Genomic DNA, 18,800 nt, shown 5'->3' with positions numbered 1-18,800 from the left:
CGATAGAAACTAAATAGAAGTTCGGTGTTGCTGGCGTAATGGAGTTCAGATAAACTTTCAACAAACTCTTCAATGGATAAAATTTCCGGAGCAAAGATGGTTCGATCAATGGATTTAGAAAGGATATCTTTTAAAAAGGTACCCGCTCTTTTGCTTGGTAAAATAAAAGTGAGCTCAGAAATGTCCAGCCCTTTCTTTTGTATATCGTCTAAAACTTCTTTTAAAAAACTTGTCATTGTATAAAAATAAAAAACGCCCCGAATATCGGAGCGTCTTTTCAATTATTTATTTTAAAACTTAGTTTGTAAGTTTTACTTCTACACGTCTGTTGTTAGTTCTTCCAGCAGCAGTTGCATTAGAATCAATTGGATTTTCTTCACCGAAACCTTTTGCAGTCAAACGATTTTGATCAATGCCATTAGCAATTAACCAATCTCTTACCGCATTAGCTCTTCTTTCAGAAAGCAATTGGTTAGATTTATCTGAACCTACACTGTCAGTATATCCTTCAAGAGCAAAAGTAGCTTCTGGGAATTCTTTGAAGATCGCATTCATTGAATTTAACGTTTGGATAGATTCTTTTTTGAATGTAGCTTTTCCTGTATCAAATAAGATTGTTCTAGCGTAGTCGTTCAATTGTTTCATTTTCTCTACAGTTGGCTTGTTTTCTGGACATCCGTTGTTAGCCACTGTACCAGGAACATCTGGACATTTGTCATCTTTATCTAAAACACCGTCTCCATCTCTATCTGGCCAAGGACAACCTTTGTTAGCAGCAGGACCAGCTTGGTTTGGACACTCATCTAAATGATCTGGAACACCATCACCATCAGCATCTGGACAACCTTTTAAAGCTTTCAAACCTGGAACTGTAGGACAATCATCCATATTATCTGGAACACCGTCACCATCTGTATCAGGACAACCGTTAAATTCAGCTAAACCTGCTTCGTTAGGACAGTCGTCTTTAGAATCTTCGATACCATCACCGTCTGAATCTGGACAGCCGTTAAATTGTGGTAAACCAGGTACGTCTGGACAAGCATCATCTTTATCGTAAATGCCATCTCCATCAGTGTCTTTTCCACCAAATTTAAGAGCTAAACCAACAGTGTGTTGGAAATGTGTAGCTAGGTAATCTTCAAATGCATGTTTGTATGCAGATTGAACTGTGATCCCAATATTCTCTGAAAACCATACATTGAAACCTAAAGTTCCATTTACGGTACCAGCTCCGATGTCATCAACCCAAGTGTAACCACCACCTACTCCTAGGTAAGGCTCAAAAACCTTTGAATTCAATAGGTTGGCAAAGCTGTATTTAACTGTACCATCTATTGCATAGTATGATAAATCATCTACGCGTGTATTGCCCATTTTGCTGATTTCGTTGATAGTACCAGCTGCAGTTAAAGAAAAACCGTCTGATAAATATCTCGAAACTGAAATTGAAGATAGTGAAGGCAAAACGTTGTAGTGGTCTCCAAAATTAAAGTACTGGTCAAAGATTCCACCTTGTCCGTCTTCACCTGTTGGGTAAAAGTCTACTGCGTTTGCGCCAATCCCAATTGCCCAAGGGTTATTAGCGTCCTGTGCGTTGGCTTTGCTAAAGCTCAATACAAGCAACATAGCGAAAAATAATCTGCTAAGATTTTTCATATTCTTTAATTTAATTTTAAGTGTTAATTACTTACAAAAGTAAGTTGTTAAAATTTATTAACAAAGATAATTGGTCAAAATGTTGACTCATAACGTTAAAAGGGGAACGTTTTGAATAATTTTAGATGATTTCTAATGTTTTTCCGACCTTAATGAAAGCAGCAATTGCCTTGTCTAAATGCTCTTTTGTGTGGGCCGCTGATAATTGGACTCTAATTCTTGCTTTATCTTTAGGAACAACAGGGAAAAAGAATCCGATGACATAGATGCCTTCCTCAAGAAGCATTGTGGCCATGGTTTGAGATAACTTGGCATCGTAAAGCATTACTGGCACGATGGCCGAATCGCCATTTATAATATCAAATCCAGCTTTTTGCATGCCTTCCTTGAAATATTTGGTATTCTGGTCTAGCTGTTTCTTGAAGGGGTTCTCACTTGATAGCATCTCAAATACCTTTATCGAAGCGCCAACAATTGCTGGAGCAAGAGAGTTGGAGAATAAATAAGGTCTTGAACGTTGACGAAGCATTTCTATAATTTCCTTTTTTCCTGTGGTATAGCCGCCCATTGCACCACCCATAGCCTTTCCTAAGGTTCCGGTTATGATGTCAACACGTCCCATAACACCTTTTTCTTCTAAAGTACCACGTCCTGTTTCGCCAATAAAACCTGTCGCATGACATTCGTCGATCATGACTAAAGCATCATATTTATCAGCTAAGTCACAAATTTTATCCAAAGGCGCCACCAATCCGTCCATGGAAAAAACACCGTCAGTAACGATGATTTTAAAGCGTGCACCATTAGCATCAGCAGCAATAAGTTGTTTTTCGAGATCTTCCATGTCGCTATTCTGATAGCGATAGCGCGCAGCTTTACTTAAACGAACACCATCTATAATAGACGCGTGGTTTAAGGAATCTGAGATGATGGCATCTTCTGCATCCAATAGCGGTTCAAAAACACCGCCATTAGCATCAAAAGCTGCTGCATATAAAATAGTATCCTCAGTGCCATAAAATTCAGCTATTTTTTGCTCCAAGGTTTTGTGGATGTCTTGAGTCCCACAAATAAAACGTACTGATGACATACCAAAACCATGAGTGTCCAGTGCATCTTTGGCCGCTTGCACTACTTCGGGATGCGAGGACAGCCCTAAATAGTTATTGGCACAAAAATTAAGAACAGTCTCGCCAGTATTAAGCGTGATCTCTGCCCCTTGTGGAGAAGTGATAATGCGCTCTTCTTTATAAAGACCTGCTTCTTTAATGTTTTCAAGTTCTTTTTGTAAGTGTTGTTGTATTTTACCGTACATAATCAATTAATTTTATACAAAGTTAAAATTCTTTTATTTGAATGTCCTCATTTATGTAGACAAGTATTTTCCTTACCACATTAAAACCCATTTCTTCAAGAATGGTTTGGTATTCCCTAATCTGGTTTTGATGTGTTGGACGTTCAGCCCCTGTTTTATAATCCATAATTACCGCTTCGCGCCTATCATTTATAACGATGCGGTCTGGTCGTAAAATAAGCCCGCCGGAAACGATGATGTCTTTTTCGATATAAACGGTAAGTTCTGGCAGGAAATAATCTTTCAATTGCTCGTGAATTACAATGCCCCTAATTATGGGTTGGAGTTCGGAACTTTGTTGAGCATTGAGGTCGCCTTTGTTCTCAAATTCTTCAAAAACAAAATTAATATCATTCTCGGTCCTAATCTTTGACATGATTAAATGCACCAAGTTTCCTTTTTCAATGGCAGCTTCCTGTTCGGTATTCCATAAATACCCAGCATTGGTCACGATTCGTAAATCGTGGTTTTCTTTAGCTATCGAAATAAATTGCTTTTGAATCGTGGATTGTTCCACTTTTTTTGCTGACAGAATACGTGTTGGATTTCCCATTGTATATGTTTTTAAAGCGTCATCCCATAAACCAGCCGATTTAAGATAATTCATGAACAGGCCTGAATATAAGCCTAATTTTTCATTTTGTCCTTTATCTACGTCATATTCTGATACAATATAGAGTTGCTCGACTGCTCTGGTAAGCACAACATATAAGAGGTTGATACTGTCCAATTCCAATTGAGATCGGTAATCTGCATAGAGTGTTTGACCTAACTCTCCAAGATCTTCTAAATCTTTATTGACATTTATGAAGACATTTGAAAAGCCATTGAAGGCTTCCGGATTTACTGGAAACCACATTTTAGGATTCATGTCAAAATAAATTTCCTGATTGGCATAAGGAAAAATGACCACCGGGAACTCCAATCCCTTACATTTATGAATGGTCATGATTTGTACAGCATTGTTGCCTTGTGGAGAGGTTATGGAAAGTTTCTCCTTTTTGATGTCCCAATGCGATGTGAAATTGGAAAATCCTGCATTATATTTTTGGGAGTAATCTAAAACTTCATCCAGAAAAAACTGAATATAAGCATTAGATGTTTTATTTAATTGAAATTGTCTGACCACACTTTCTACCGCCTCATAAAATGGAAGCTGTAAAAATTGATTAAAATCGAAAAACAGTTGGTATTCACTTAGTTTTTTAAACATGTCGAAAGCCTCCAAATGTACTAGGCTGTCGAAAAACAAGTGTTTATCTTCCAGGTGAAGTTCATGGTCGGCCAGATAGCTCAAGGCCTCAATTTTCAACATATCGTTATAAGGCTGTGAAGCTAGCGCAATGACACTGGTTAAAAACTGTACTTCAGGTGAGTTTTTAAGCAACAACGATTCTGAAGAAATAATGGGAACGCCTTCAATGCTCAGATACTCCGCAAGTGCGATGCCTTCTTTGGTTTTTCTGGTAATAATGCAAATATCCCGTAACTCAAATTTGTTGTCTATTGCTTTTTGGATCGCTTCCAGCACTTTTTGACCATAGGCTTCGTCTTTATCTTCCGATTCAAATTCTAAAAATGAGAGTTCAATAAAACCTTCACCATCTAAAAATTGGTGTTGATGGCTCGCTTCGTAGATGTCCTGATGTGAGCGATGAGAAAAAACAAAAGTGGATAAATGCTTAAAAAAATCATTGTTAAAGCTTACGATGGTTTCTAAGCTTCTATAATTGGCAGGCAAGTTTGCAACCTTTTGTTGGGTATAAAAGGGTTGTTGCTGCTCGGTGTATAAATCGATAAACTGTTCAGCTTTGCCACCGCGCCATCTATAAATAGCCTGTTTAGCATCGCCCACTAACATGGCAGATCCCGTTTCGCCCTTTAAATTTTGACCAGAAATAGCATTGTCGATTAATGGAATCAAGTTTTCCCACTGCTTTGTTGAAGTATCCTGAAATTCGTCAATAAAATAATGTTTGAACTTTTCGCCGATACGTTCATAAATAAATGGGGCCGGCTGCGATTTTATTTCAGTGCTGATGAGGTTGTTGAATTCTGAAATGAGGACTAAATCTTCATCAATTTTGATGTCCTGAAGACTTTTGTAAATGGCGTTTAAAACAGATAAAGGCGTTATGTTTTTAAGCACATTTTTAAGGAATTTAATATGCAGAATCTTTTGTTTTGTTTCTTCAAATATTGAGGCCAACGCGGGTTGTATGCTGTCAATAGTTGCGGCAGTTGTAGATGAAACTCGCGTTGGATACATTTTTGATTCTCCAATTTCCAATTGCCATTTATTGTCGAATTTCATATCAAAAGTTCTATCCCTTAATTTGATAAAATGGTTTGGCAACGAATTCCTGGAAAAGTCAGAATGTTCCAATCCGCTTTCATCAATGAGGTCCAAAGCGGCTTTAGACTTTTCAGAAATGTAAACTTCGAGCGCATTCAAATCGTGCTTTAGCTGTTTTTTAAGATTGCTGAAATCATCAAGGGATTTATCTTTTAAAGAGTCAATATATGGAATGTCATTTTCATTGACCAGCAATTGTGCAATCTGATTAAAATCAAAAGCGACATCCCAACTTTTGTCCTCATCTGCTTTTTCAATGGCAAAATCGACCAATATTTTTGTAAGCTCTTTTTCGGTGCCTGCTTTGTCAATCAATTGATCTACGGCTTTTGCAAGAATTGTTCTGGTATCCAATTCCACTTCAAAATTGAGAGGCAATTTCAAATCATGAGCAAAAGTTCTTATCAAACGATGATTAAATTTGTCAATCGTGGAAATATCAAAAGCTGCATAATTATGAGCAATGGTATTTAAAATGCCCTTCGATTTTTGATGCAGATTTAGGGCATCAATATCAAGTTCATTTGAAAGCATCCCAAACATTGGTGTCGGTTTATCCAAAATAACAGGATCTGAAAAGGCGATCAACATATCAACTACACGTTCTTTCATTTCGGCAACCGCTTTATTTGTAAAGGTTAGCGCCAGTATGTTTTTAAAAGCGTGCGGCTGATTGGAAGTAAACAAGATTGTTAAATAGGCCTTGACTAGAGTAAAGGTTTTTCCACTACCTGCGGAAGCATTATAAATTAAAAAAGGAGGTTGAACGTCCATTATTTGGTTTTTTATACAAGATAAAAACTAATGCCGATTTATAAGATGAAATTTCAAGTTTTCGATGGGAAATGTGATCATACGCCTGACAGATGGCAACGTTAAAATTTTCTTAAGTCTTAAGCAACGAAGTGGTTAATATTTTTTAATGCACGGTTTTATGTGTAAATTTGGGTAGAATAAATATTAACACATAAAAAACTTATACACTATGGCTTTCGAATTACCGAAATTAAAATATGCGTATGACGCTTTAGAGCCTCATATTGATGCAAGAACAATGGAGATCCATTATACAAAACACCATCAAGGATATACCAATAATTTAAATGCTGCCATTGAAGGAACTGATTTGGCAGGCAAAACCATTGAAAATATCTTGATCAATTTAGATATGGACAATAAGGCTGTTAGAAATAATGGTGGCGGTTTTTATAACCATTCCTTATTTTGGGAAGTCATAAACCCAGAGAGTAAAGGAGAATTGGCTGGCGATTTGAAGGATGCCATTGAAGCTGAATTTAAATCTTTTGATGCATTTAAAGATGAATTTAGCAAAGCGGCGGCTACACAATTTGGTTCAGGATGGGCTTGGTTGTGCGTGCACAAAGGAGGGAAGGTTCAAATCTGCTCGACGCCAAACCAAGATAATCCATTGATGCCTGGTGTAGGTTGCGGTGGAACTCCAATTTTAGGATTAGACGTTTGGGAGCATGCCTACTATTTACATTATCAAAACAGAAGACCAGATTATATCAATGCATTTTTTAGTATAATCAATTGGAACGAAGTTGAAAGACGCTATGCGGAAGCGAAGTAAATTTCAACTTGACTAATTTATAGAAGAGCAAACTCAAATGGGTTTGCTTTTTTTTTGATTATGATTTCAGGCTAGGGAATATTTTTCTAAAATCTGTTTTGGGATAATGTGAATTCTATATCCGAGATACCTGCGTTCGCAGGTATATATGAAAAAAGGTGAACGAGAGTTCACCTTTTTTGCCCCAAATCTACCATGAACTTAACCTACTTATGTTATGGTGGAGCAAATATAGGAGGACTATATTGTAATAGTTAAATTTATTAGATAAACTACATATAAATTAGGCTGAATGAGATTTTGATAAGAAATTTCGATTTTGAAGGATATATTAATGTAATTGTTATGATTTGATTGGGTGAAATTGAGGATTTATTAATTTGGAAATTAAAATAAAAGGGGCATAAAAAAAGGCGGACGAGTGTCCACCTTTTTTTGCCCCAAATCTACCATGAACTTAACCTACTTATGTTATGGTATCACTAAAGTATGTTGAATTATAACAACTTGATGTAAAAATTAGGCAAACTGTTAAATTATCCGATTAAGCGCTCTTTGTGTTCGATAACACCATTATTTCACTCATTTTAAAATTAATAAGCACGTCTATTATTCCCTTCATAAAAGTTGATAAACGCTCTATTTACGATACGATTTCCACCAGGTGTTGGATAGTTTCCAGTAAAATACCAATCTCCTAAGTTTTTCGGACATGCTAAATGCAAGTTCTCGATGTTTTGGAAAATTGTTATCACTTTTGTTTTTATGGAAGCATCACAGATAAGTTCTGCAATTTTATCTGAAATTTGTTCTGCAGTGAATTCATTGTATAAATCTTTTACAAAATTTCTGATATCCTTGTCGTCTAATTCAATTTGCGCTTTACATTTTTTATAGACCTCTTCTATAAGATGGTATTTATCGTTTTCCTTTAATAGTTCTAACATCGCTCGGAACGCAATTAAATCTTCCAATCTTGCCATGTCAATACCATAACAGTCTGGATAACGAATTTGAGGTGCAGAGGAGACCACCACTATTTTCTTTGGGTTGAGCCTGTCCATCATTTTAATGATACTCTTTTTTAAAGTGGTGCCACGTACAATACTATCATCAATAATAACAAGGTTATCTGTTGGCTTGATCACACCATAAGTGACGTCGTAGACGTGAGCTACTAAATCGTCCCTGCTGCTGTCTTCAGTGATAAAAGTGCGGAGTTTGACGTCTTTAATAGCAATCTTTTCAATACGAGGTCGCTCTGATAATATCTGCGTCACTTTTTCTGCAGAAAGTCCACCATTACCAGCAAGAATGGCTTGGGTTTTCTTTTTATTGAGATGGTCTTCAACCGTTTCAATCATCCCGAAGAACGACGTTTCAGCGGTATTTGGAATATAGGAAAACACCGTATTTTTCGTATCAAAATCAATGGCTTCCAATACTTTCGGCATGAGTAGTCTACCTAATTTTTTTCGCTCTTGATAAATTTCGGCATCACTTCCTCGTGAGAAATAGATGCGTTCAAAAGAGCAAGCTTTACGTTCTAAAGGCTCCAGGATTTTTTTGATCGATGTTTCTCCGGATTTTTTTGTGATGATGGCATGTCCAGGAGTCAACTCTTTCACATCATCAAAATCAACGTTAAACACGGTTTGGATAACAGGACGTTCAGAAGCGACCACAACAATTTCATCATCTTGATAATAGTAGGCTGGTCTGATTCCGGCAGGATCGCGTAATACAAATGAATCGCCATGGCCTAAAAGTCCTGCTATTGCATAACCTCCATCCCAATCCTTAGCAGAGCGTTTCAATATTTTAGCAACATTCAAACGGTCGGCAATCAAGGGTGAACATTCATTTTTATTATACCCTTCGTATTTAAGTTGTTTGTATTTTTTGGCAACCGCATCATCTAGAAAATGACCGATTTTTTCCATTATCGTAACGGTGTCTGCCTTTTCTTTTGGATGCTGCCCAATTTTAACCAAGCCTTCAAAAAGCTCATTAACATTGGTCATGTTGAAGTTACCCGCAACAATAAGGTTTCTATGCATCCAGTTATTCTGTCTCAAAAAAGGATGAACGTTCTCAATACTATTTTTACCATGAGTCCCGTAACGCACGTGGCCTAAAAGCACTTCGCCCAAATAAGGGATGTTCTTTTTTTGTAGGTCGACATCGTCTACATATTCTGGGTTTTCAGCAAATTCTCTATTGATGCGTTCGTTCATTTGCGCAAAAATATCCTGAATAGGTTGCTGTGCAATGGAGCGTACACGACTGATATAACGTTCGCCGGGGGCGGTATCTAATTTGATGCTTGCAAAACCAGCGCCGTCCTGTCCACGGTTATGCTGTTTTTCCATCATCAGATACATTTTATTGACGCCATAAAATGCACTGCCATATTTTTGTTTGTAAAAATCTAAAGGCTTTAAAAGTCTTATAAGTGCAATTCCACACTCATGTTTTAATGCATCGCTCATTGGGTTTTTCTAATTTTAGATTTGCTATTGTTACTATTTAAAGTCGGAATATATTCACTTTAATTACGACTTAAGGAAATTAAAAAACGCGCCCATTTGGAGCGCGCTAGTTTAAGTTTATGTCAATTGAATTTTATAACCTTCGAAAAGTTGTTGTTTAAATGTCATGTCCAAAGAATTTAAAATCATGATAATTAGATGTTTTTTGCAAGAACAATTTTATATGCTTTTAATATTTGTTTTTTAAAGATCATATTTAATCGTTTTTTTATTATTCGATTTTTATTGATTGCTCTGCAACACGATTTCAAACTGCGTCAATTGCTTAAACTGATTCAAACGCTGATATACTTCTTTATCATCAAGGTTTATCATGCGCTCTGTCCCAAATTTTTCAACACAAAAGGACGCCAGTGTCGAACCATAGATGACTGCATTTTTCATGTTCTCAAAAGAATAATCTTCCGTCTTCGCTAAATATCCAGCAAAACCGCCGGCAAAAGTATCGCCTGCGCCTGTTGGGTCAAACACTTCTCTCAATGGTAAGGCAGGGGCGAAAAATACGTTTTCACCATGGAATAATAAAGCGCCGTGCTCTCCTTTTTTGATCACTACATATTCGGGGCCCATTTCATGAATTTTTTGCGCGGCTACCACAAGAGAATATTCTCCAGTTAATTGGCGTGCTTCTTCATCATTAATGGTAATGACATCCACTTTTTTGATCACTGCTTTTAATTCCTCTAAAGCACAATCCATCCAAAAATTCATGGTGTCCAGAATTGCCATTTTTGGTTTTTTGTTCATCTGCTCCAAAACGCTCATTTGTACCAAAGGGTGCAAGTTGCCTAGCATAACCACTTCTGCGTCTTTGTAAGCTTCTGGAACTACAGGACTGAAATCAGCAAGTACGTTAAGTTCTGTTGCCAAAGTATCACGTGTGTTCATGTCATTGTGGTACTTGCCGCTCCAAAAAAAAGTTTTGCCTTCTTTTACAACTTCAACACCGGAAATGTCAATTTTTCTATCTGATAAAAAGTCTAAATACTCTTGAGGAAAATCGCCACCAACCACTGAAACAACTGCGGCATCTACATTAAATTGGGAAGCTGCCAATCCGATAAAAGTCGCAGCGCCACCCAATATTTTGTCTGTTTTTCCAAAAGGTGTTTCGATAGCGTCAAAGGCAACGGTACCTACAATTACTAATTTGCTCATAATCAGGTTTCAAAATTTGCTGCAAATATAAGGCTTTTTAGCCACGAATTCACGAATGTATTTTGATAAAAAAATCTTAACAAACTAAACATTTCCATGGAGATTCTAAAGAAAACTTACCTAAACTCATTTCTTATTTATAGAATATTGTTGTTTAAAAATAATTTTTAATTGATATATTGACCTACGTATATAATACGTATATTTAATTAAATTATATTTTATGTCATCACAAAAAAAACGAAAGGAAGTTGTTTTAGATGAGGAAACGCTTGCTATTCTTGAAGAAAAAGCAAAAAATCAAGGGAGGAATCTTAAGAATTACATGGAGTTTGTATTGAGGGAAGATGCTCATGCTTTTGAACCTTCTGAAGAATACAAAGATATGATGGACAGAATGATTGACAATCATCACAAGGGGAAAACTAATTATACCTCTTGGGATGACGTTAAAAAGGATATGATTTAATGTCTTTTTATATTAAATTAAGTGATGAAGCACGATTAGATTTAAGAGAAGCTAATATTTATTATTTGTCGATTTCAAAGAGTTTGAATTCTAAAATTAATCACGAATTATCGCAACCATTGAGCGAATAACCATTAATCCTAAGCATTTTCAAAAACGTTATCGCAATATCAAGATTGTTTTCACGAATACATTTCCATTTGGTATTCACTATTTAATCGAAGGAAACACAATCTATGTTCAAAGAATTATTCACCAAAAACGACTGTATGAGTAAATCACTTTCTCCCAAAAATCAGCGGGAGATTTCTCAAAATGTTGAATTCATTGAAATTTGATTCCATAAACAATATTTGAATATTTAGAAAATCATTTCTTTAATCAAATTACGTTTCGATATGACAACCAACGACAAAAAAGAAGAATTGATCAAATGGATTTGAGATCTTCAAGATAAAGATACCTTAGAGCAAATTTATCAATTCAGAAATTGAAAAGGAGAGATTTTGACAAAGCCATCGCTCAAGCTATTACCGTCAACGAACTTAAAGAGGAAACAGATGTTTATTTAAAATCGCTGGATTGGAAAAAGTAACCGTTTATTATAAGTCTGAGGTCGTTAACTATATTAATTATTTGGTTTATATCCTCTATAAAAACGAGTATTTTGGTTTTTTAGAAAGCGCGTTAGAGTACAAAAACAGCCTTATTGATTTTATCGAAGATAACATATCTACATTCTCAAGAAAACTTACCTCACTCAACTTAGCACATTTAGGAAGTTTTTACATGTTTTATAAAAGTAATAAAAGGACTTCCTGGTATATCTTCTTTGAGAAGAAAGTTCCTAAGTATTTGGTAACATTTATATCAAACCATCAAGCAATTTCTAGTTATTTCATATAATCACTTCCTCCCAAAATCCGCAGGAATTTCTCCCCAAGCCTTGGTTTCCCATTTCACGATAGTCGTATTGTAGGTGTTCGTTTTAAGCCAAGTCACTGCTCTGTCAACTAAATCGAATAATTCTTTATTTTTTTCATTTCTCGGTAACTTCGTATTACAAGTTTTCTTTCTGACCCAACTCATCGCAATTTTTGAGTCGGTGTACATGATACGTGAGCTTTCGTGTTTTTTGAGAAATGCCAAGCCATGAACAAGCGCTAAAAACTCGCCAATATTATTGGTGCCTTCCGGAAAAGGGCCTTGAATAAATAATTGTTTTTTTGTTTTAGTGTCCACACCTCTATATTCCATAATACCCGGATTCCCACTTGATGCAGCATCCACCGAAATGGAATTATAGTTAGGGAGGCCTATTTTTTCGAGTTGAGCTTTGGATAGCCCACTTGTAAAGCTTTTGGATTTCCCGATATAGTCAAAATAATTTCCGGCCAAGGCTTTTTGAGCTGCATCAAGAGTTTCAAAGGATTTGTATTGCGCGCCAGGATAATCTTTGATTTGGGCTTTGCAGTCGTTCCATTTTTCAAAGATGCCTGTTTTATGGCCTTTCCAGACGGCGTAGTATTTTTTCTTTTTACTCATATGTCATTCCCGTGAAGGCGGGAATCTAATTAAATTACTAATTATTTGTGATCGAGAATTACACCATTTGACACGAGTCAGGTGCAACTGCAAAAATCTGTATCCGTAGTTTTTTGGAGCTAAATTATTGTGATTTCAATAGTTCCTCCACAACTTTCGGAAAATGTGCCATCTCCAACTCATGGATTTTTGAAGCCACTGTTTCTGCACTATCTGAAGTGGTGACCTCACATTTCGCCTGAAAAATAATCGCACCTTCATCATAATGCTCATTGACATAATGAATGCTGATTCCGGTTTCAGTTTCATTATTGGCTACTACAGATTCGTGCACAAAATCCCCATACATGCCTTTCCCTCCATATTTAGGAAGTAAAGCAGGATGGATATTAATAACTTTATTTGGAAACTCATGAAGTATGAACTCAGGGAACTTCCATAGAAAGCCAGCCAAAACTATCAAATCGGGTTTTGATGCCTTTAAAATGTTGAGCACATCATTGCTTTGTGAAAATGCTATTCTGTTGAAGGAGAGCGCGCTCACTTTAAGGTTTTTGCAGCGATCTAAAACTTTGGCATGAGGATTGTTCGTCAAGACCTGAATGACAGAGCCAATATCATTGTTATGAAAATACTTGATTAAATTTTCAGCATTAGTACCACTTCCGGACGCAAAAATGACGATACGTTTCATCTGCAACTTTCTGTTTATAAATTATTATCCGCACAGTTTGTTGATATGCAGATGTCATTGGTTAGTAAATTAAAAAAATGTTCAGCAAAGTTCCGTAATCTCGTTTCATTTACAGATATTAGCTTCAAATTCTGAAACAAAAAAAAGAATAATAAATAACAATTAAGAGGTAAAATAGAAATACTTCATCGTATTTTCACTAAATTACAAACACATTCTAGCATATTCTAGAAATAAGAATGGGTTTTAAAATAAAGTTTTTTATTTTTGCCAATTAATAAAACTTAAAATTAAAAGATTATGTCAGACATTGCATCAAGAGTAAAAGCGATTATAGTAGACAAATTAGGTGTAGACGAGAACGAAGTTGTCACTGAAGCAAGCTTCACAAATGATTTGGGAGCAGATTCTTTGGATACTGTAGAATTGATCATGGAATTCGAAAAAGAATTTGATATCCAAATTCCAGATGACCAAGCCGAAAACATTGCTACAGTTGGTCAAGCTATCTCTTATATAGAAGCAGCAAAATAAGCAGTAAACTTTATGGAATTAAAGCGAGTTGTAGTTACTGGGTTAGGTGCTCTTACACCGATCGGGAATACCAAAGATGAATTTTGGGAAGCTTTGATCAGTGGTAAAAGCGGCGCTGCGCCTATAACTTATTTTGATACTGAAAAGTTCAAGACCAAATTTGCATGCGAACTAAAAAACTTTGAGCCGACCAAATTCATTGATAGGAAGATGGTGAACCGAATGGATCGCTTTACGCAATATGCCATGGTAGCTTCTGATGAAGCTATAGCAGATGCTAAATTGGATCTTAATGTGGTTGACAAACTTCGCGTTGGTGTCATTTGGGGCGCAGGTATTGGAGGGTTAGAGACTTTTCAGGATGAGGTTCTTAATTTTGCCGCTGGCGATGGAACCCCGCGTTTCAACCCTTTCTTTATTCCAAAGATGATTGCAGATATAGCTCCAGGTAACATCTCCATCAAACATGGGTTTATGGGACCTAACTATACTACGGTTTCGGCTTGTGCATCGGCTGCCAACGCAATGATTGATGCTCTAAACTATATTCGTTTGGGGTATTGTGATGTTATTGTGACTGGTGGAAGTGAAGCAGCGGTTACCATAGCAGGAATGGGAGGATTTAATGCGATGCATGCTTTATCAACAAGAAATGATAGTCCAGAAACAGCTTCGAGACCTTTTGACGCGACCAGAGATGGTTTTGTCTTGGGAGAAGGTGCGGGGGCGATTATCCTTGAAGAATATGAGCACGCAAAAGCAAGAGGCGCAAAAATATATGCTGAACTGGTGGGAGGCGGATTGTCTTCTGATGCTTATCATATGACGGCGCCACATCCAGAAGGAATAGGAGTTATTGCCGTAATGAAAAATTGTTTGGAAAATGCTGGAATGAAACCTGAAGATGTTGATCATATCAACACACATGGGACTTCCACACCTTTAGGTGATGTTGCCGAACTTAAAGCAATTACGGAAGTTTTTGGTAAACATGCCAAAAACATCAATATCAATTCAACAAAATCAATGACTGGTCATTTATTGGGTGCTGCAGGTGCTATTGAAGCTATTGCCTCAATTTTGGCGATGGAACACGGTATCGTACCCCCAACAATAAACCATGAGGTTGTAGATGAAAATATTGATCCACAGTTAAACTTAACACTTAATAAGGCTCAAAAGAGAACTGTTAATGTGGCTATGAGTAATACATTCGGATTTGGCGGTCATAACGCCTGTGTATTATTCAAAAAATTAGACTAAATCCCGAATGAATTACATTCGTAACATATTAAATTCCCGTTCTAATACTGACGGGAATTTTTTTTTGCAACTTCAAAAAATCCTAGGCTATAAACCTAAGGATAAGGATCTTTATGTCAAGGCGTTCACCCATCGTTCTATGAATATTAAGGACAAAAATGGGGTGGCACTTAATTATGAAAGACTTGAGTTTATTGGAGATGCTATGCTTGGTGCTGTTATTGCGGCTTACCTTTATAGCGAAGTGCCCGAGGGCGATGAAGGCTATTTGACAAAAATGCGTTCAAAAGTCGTAAGCCGGGAGCATCTTAATGAATTGGGGAAAGAATTGAAGCTCATTGATTTTGTCGAATCAAAAATCCCTACAAGCAATTTTGGAAGCAATATTCACGGGAACCTTTTTGAGGCCTTGGTTGGTGCGGTTTATTTGGATAAAGGCTATAAGCAATGCGAGAAATTCATCAACAAGAACGTCATCAACAAACATATCGATATTGAAACCCTTGAAGGGAAAGTCATCAGTTACAAAAGCTTGTTGATTGAATGGTGTCAAAAGGAAAAAAGTACTTTTGATTTTAATGTTTATGAAGACACGGGCAACGATAATATTAAACATTTTTCAGTTAAGCTATCCATTGATGGCAAAGTAATTTCAAAAGCAAGAGCGACCTCCAAAAAGAAAGCGGAAGAAAAGGCTGCTAAACGTGCTTTTTTCGCTTTTCAAAACAGGATAAATAGAGCTTTTAAGGAATAGATTTATTGCTTCTGATAAAAGTTACTAACTACAACGATTTCGAGTGGTCTGCCTGTTAAGAATATTCTAAACTTCATATTATACTTGGGATAAAGTGCTATCTTTACACTTCACGTTAGTATCACTATGGCGTTACACAAACTACTTGTAGACGATTTTTATGACGCTTCCTATTCGCTTTTAGCCATTCATTGTAGGTTGGAAGATTACAGATTAGCATATCTTCTCAATAAACATTTAAAACTAAACTTAAAGCGCCAACCTCAGGATTTGGACTACAGGTATTTTGCAGCGACTTATTCTATTTATGAATGGAATGATGAAGAACATTTTGCAACGTGGCATATGGTGTCTAACGTTTGTAAAAAGGAAGAAGATAGCTTGCAAAGCTCAGGTTCATTATTTTCGACTAATGAAAAGGTCCTGAAAACATACCACTTGTTACCAGAACTGAAAAATGTCGATTATTTGATTAAAATTTCAAATGATGACCGTTACTTTGATGAAAAGGAGATGCTTGAAAAAATTCAGGCGATTCCTCAAATTATAACTACTTACACAATAGACGTAGACCAATTAAAGTCTAAGGAAAATTTAATTTTTTGATTAATGCAAAAACGAAAAAAAACAAAAATAGTAGCCACACTAGGACCGGCTACAAGTACTAAAGCGGTATTAAAAGCAATGCTCGATGAGGGCGTGGACGTTTTTAGAATCAACTTTTCACACGCTGATTATGCCGATGTGGAAGAACGCGTCAATATGATTCGTGAACTCAATGATGAATTTGGATACAATGTCGCCATTTTGGCCGACTTACAAGGTCCGAAATTACGTGTGGGTGTTATGAAGGGCGATGTTATTGTCAATGAAGGCGATGAAATCATCTTTGCTACCGGTAAAAAGTTTGAAGGCACAAAAGAGCGTGTCTATATGACTTATGACCGATTTCCTCAAGACGCAAAACCAGGCGAACGCATTTTACTTGACGATGGAAAATTGATCTTTGAAGTGGTTTCGACGGATAAAAAATCCGAGGTTAAAGCCCGTGTCATCCAAGGTGGTCCATTAAAATCGAAGAAAGGCGTCAATTTACCAAACACCAATATTTCTCAGCCAGCCTTGACAGAAAAGGACATTGAAGATGCCATTTTTGCAATTAAGTTGAAAGTGGATTGGATGGCTTTATCTTTTGTGCGTCATGCTGAAGATTTAATGCAATTGGAAGAGTTGATTAAAAAGCATAGTGATCACAAAATTCCGATCATTGCGAAAATAGAAAAACCAGAAGCCGTTGAAAACATTGATAAAATAGTGGCTCATTGTGATGGTTTAATGGTGGCACGTGGCGATTTGGGTGTGGAAATTCCTGCAGAGGAAGTGCCATTGATCCAAAAGGAATTGGTATTACGCGCTAAACGTGCCCGTATTCCTGTAATCATTGCTACGCAAATGATGGAAACGATGATTACGAGTTTAACGCCAACACGAGCAGAAGTTAACGACGTTGCCAATTCCGTTATGGATGGTGCTGATGCCGTGATGCTTTCTGGAGAAACTTCGGTTGGACAATATCCTGTTCAGGTTATCAGACAAATGAGTAATATCATTAAAAGTGTTGAAGATTCGCCATTGATTAAAGTGCCGCAATCGCCTCCTCATATTCGTACCAAACGTTATATTACGAAGTCTATCTGTTATCATGCGGCTAATATGGCCAATGAAATTAATGCCAAAGCGATCTCAACCTTGACGAATAGTGGGTATACGGCATTTCAAATTTCAGCATGGCGACCAAGTTCACATATTTTAGTGTTTACGTCCAATAAACGCATTCTAACACAACTGAACTTGCTTTGGGGTGTTAAAGCATTTTTCTATGATAAGTTTGTCAGTACAGATGAAACTATTGAAGATGTGAATGCGATTGCATGTAAAAAAGGTTATTTGGAAACTGGAGACATGCTCGTGAGCTTAGCAGCAATGCCTATTCAAGAGAAGGGAATGGTAAACACCTTAAGAATTACTGAGATTACTAATTGTAGTTTTTAGAGTTCAAAAGTTTAAAGCATTTAGCTTTTAAATATACAAACCTCATAGTCTTTCAATGGCTTTGAGGTTTTTTGTTTTTGATTTATTGCAGAAATTACCAGTGAGATGAGTTTTTGAAGTTTCAACCTTTGAGACAATTGTTCGGCTTATAAAGTCGCGGATTAGCAAATGGATCTTAAAGATTATAGTGGGGATAGTGGTTCTGAATACAACGCCATTACATTTAAATACAGTTTGCGCTTTAAAAAGAAAATTTTAATTGGACATTCACACTTTTTTCTGGTTGAAGTTTCGACTTTGATTTTGGGTCTTCAGTATTCAAATTAGATAATGAAATACCCAATAATCTTACAGAATTGTTCATCTTTTCTTGGTATAGCAAATCTTTCGCAGTTTCAAGAATAATATCTTTATTACTGACAAAATAAGGCAAAGTTTTACTTCTGGTTTGTAGCGTGAAATCGCTATACTTTATTTTTAAAGTCACTGTTTTTCCCGAAACTTTACTTTGTTCCAAGCGTTTTGCGACTTCTTTGGCGATTTTTTCTAACTTTTGGAGCATAAAGATTTCGCTTGATAGATTTTCATTGAAGGTGCGCTCGGCAGCCAATGATTTCCGAATGCGGTTGGGTTTAACAGCACTATTGTGGATGCCTCTAACAAGCTGGTAATAATAGCTGCCTGATTTTCCAAAATGCTCTTCAAGATAGTCCAAGGTTTTTGATTTCAAATCGCTTCCCAGAAATATCCCCAATTGGTACATTTTATCTGCCGTGACCTTTCCTACGCCATGAAATTTTCGGATATCCAATGTCT

Annotated in this window: 15 protein-coding genes and 1 pseudogene; 7 read left to right on the top strand and 9 right to left on the bottom strand. The window is 36.6% G+C overall.

Annotation, left to right across the window (positions count from 1 at the left end; genetic code table 11):
• The 4 genes from ABIQ28_RS13550 to ABIQ28_RS13535 form a co-directional block, all read right to left on the bottom strand.
• The coding region (locus ABIQ28_RS13550; protein WP_348038203.1) for a hypothetical protein at positions 1-236 on the bottom strand (236 nt) is incomplete at its 3' end.
• Between the two features lie 61 nt (positions 237-297).
• A complete protein-coding gene (locus ABIQ28_RS13545) occupies positions 298-1,659 on the bottom strand; it encodes an OmpA family protein (RefSeq protein WP_348038201.1) in 1,362 nt (453 codons plus the stop codon).
• A gap of 121 nt (positions 1,660-1,780) precedes the next feature.
• Positions 1,781-2,974, bottom strand: a complete 1,194-nt coding sequence (gene kbl, locus ABIQ28_RS13540; protein ID WP_348038199.1) for a glycine C-acetyltransferase — start codon at positions 2,972-2,974, stop codon at positions 1,781-1,783.
• 22 nt (positions 2,975-2,996) lie between these two features.
• Positions 2,997-6,143: a UvrD-helicase domain-containing protein gene (locus tag ABIQ28_RS13535; RefSeq protein WP_348038197.1), complete on the bottom strand. Its 3,147-nt coding sequence runs from the start codon at positions 6,141-6,143 to the stop codon at positions 2,997-2,999.
• A gap of 211 nt (positions 6,144-6,354) precedes the next feature.
• Here ABIQ28_RS13535 and ABIQ28_RS13530 point away from each other — a divergent pair, with 211 nt between their 5' ends.
• Positions 6,355-6,963, top strand: a complete 609-nt coding sequence (locus ABIQ28_RS13530; protein ID WP_348038195.1) for a superoxide dismutase — start codon at positions 6,355-6,357, stop codon at positions 6,961-6,963.
• Between the two features lie 593 nt (positions 6,964-7,556).
• Here the strand turns inward: ABIQ28_RS13530 and ABIQ28_RS13525 are convergent.
• The gene (locus tag ABIQ28_RS13525) at positions 7,557-9,455 is read right to left on the bottom strand and encodes an amidophosphoribosyltransferase (RefSeq protein WP_348038193.1); all 1,899 of its coding nucleotides are present in this window, start codon (positions 9,453-9,455) and stop codon (positions 7,557-7,559) included.
• A gap of 282 nt (positions 9,456-9,737) precedes the next feature.
• On the bottom strand, positions 9,738-10,673 hold the full coding sequence (locus ABIQ28_RS13520; protein WP_348038191.1) for a PfkB family carbohydrate kinase: 936 nt from the start codon (positions 10,671-10,673) through the stop codon (positions 9,738-9,740).
• Positions 10,674-10,896: 223 nt separating this feature from the next.
• On the opposite strand from ABIQ28_RS13520, the gene ABIQ28_RS13515 reads away from it, so the two are divergent.
• On the top strand, positions 10,897-11,142 hold the full coding sequence (locus ABIQ28_RS13515; RefSeq protein ID WP_348038189.1) for a hypothetical protein: 246 nt from the start codon (positions 10,897-10,899) through the stop codon (positions 11,140-11,142).
• A 906-nt stretch (positions 11,143-12,048) separates the two neighbouring features.
• Here ABIQ28_RS13515 and ABIQ28_RS13510 read toward each other — a convergent pair.
• Both ABIQ28_RS13510 and ABIQ28_RS13505 read right to left on the bottom strand, forming a co-directional pair.
• Positions 12,049-12,687 carry a ribonuclease H family protein gene (locus tag ABIQ28_RS13510; protein ID WP_348038187.1) on the bottom strand — a complete coding sequence of 213 codons (639 nt, stop codon included), beginning with the start codon at positions 12,685-12,687 and terminating at the stop codon, positions 12,049-12,051.
• A 124-nt stretch (positions 12,688-12,811) separates the two neighbouring features.
• A complete protein-coding gene (locus tag ABIQ28_RS13505) occupies positions 12,812-13,381 on the bottom strand; it encodes a phosphoribosylglycinamide formyltransferase (RefSeq protein WP_348038185.1) in 570 nt (189 codons plus the stop codon).
• 300 nt (positions 13,382-13,681) lie between these two features.
• Here ABIQ28_RS13505 and ABIQ28_RS13500 point away from each other — a divergent pair, with 300 nt between their 5' ends.
• From ABIQ28_RS13500 to pyk, 5 genes are all read left to right on the top strand, one after another.
• Complete coding sequence (locus ABIQ28_RS13500; RefSeq protein WP_007647141.1) at positions 13,682-13,915, top strand: acyl carrier protein; 234 nt, start codon at positions 13,682-13,684, stop codon at positions 13,913-13,915.
• Between the two features lie 12 nt (positions 13,916-13,927).
• The gene (gene fabF / locus ABIQ28_RS13495) at positions 13,928-15,178 is read left to right on the top strand and encodes a beta-ketoacyl-ACP synthase II (RefSeq protein WP_348038181.1); all 1,251 of its coding nucleotides are present in this window, start codon (positions 13,928-13,930) and stop codon (positions 15,176-15,178) included.
• Positions 15,179-15,185: 7 nt separating this feature from the next.
• On the top strand, positions 15,186-15,932 hold the full coding sequence (gene rnc, locus ABIQ28_RS13490; protein WP_348038179.1) for a ribonuclease III: 747 nt from the start codon (positions 15,186-15,188) through the stop codon (positions 15,930-15,932).
• 126 nt (positions 15,933-16,058) lie between these two features.
• Positions 16,059-16,538 (top strand): IPExxxVDY family protein, encoded by a 480-nt coding sequence (locus ABIQ28_RS13485; RefSeq protein WP_348038177.1) that lies wholly within the window; start codon positions 16,059-16,061, stop codon positions 16,536-16,538.
• Positions 16,539-16,541: 3 nt separating this feature from the next.
• The gene (pyk, locus tag ABIQ28_RS13480) at positions 16,542-17,984 is read left to right on the top strand and encodes a pyruvate kinase (protein ID WP_348038175.1); all 1,443 of its coding nucleotides are present in this window, start codon (positions 16,542-16,544) and stop codon (positions 17,982-17,984) included.
• Positions 17,985-18,225: 241 nt separating this feature from the next.
• Here pyk and ABIQ28_RS13475 read toward each other — a convergent pair.
• Positions 18,226-18,800, bottom strand: a pseudogene (locus ABIQ28_RS13475) (DNA polymerase IV); the annotation flags it as partial.

The sequence above is a fragment of the Gelidibacter sp. genome, assembly GCF_039916245.1.
Classification (GTDB): domain Bacteria; phylum Bacteroidota; class Bacteroidia; order Flavobacteriales; family Flavobacteriaceae; genus Gelidibacter.
The sequence above is the reverse complement of the archived record's forward strand: the minus strand, read 5'-3'. Positions and strand labels throughout refer to the sequence as shown.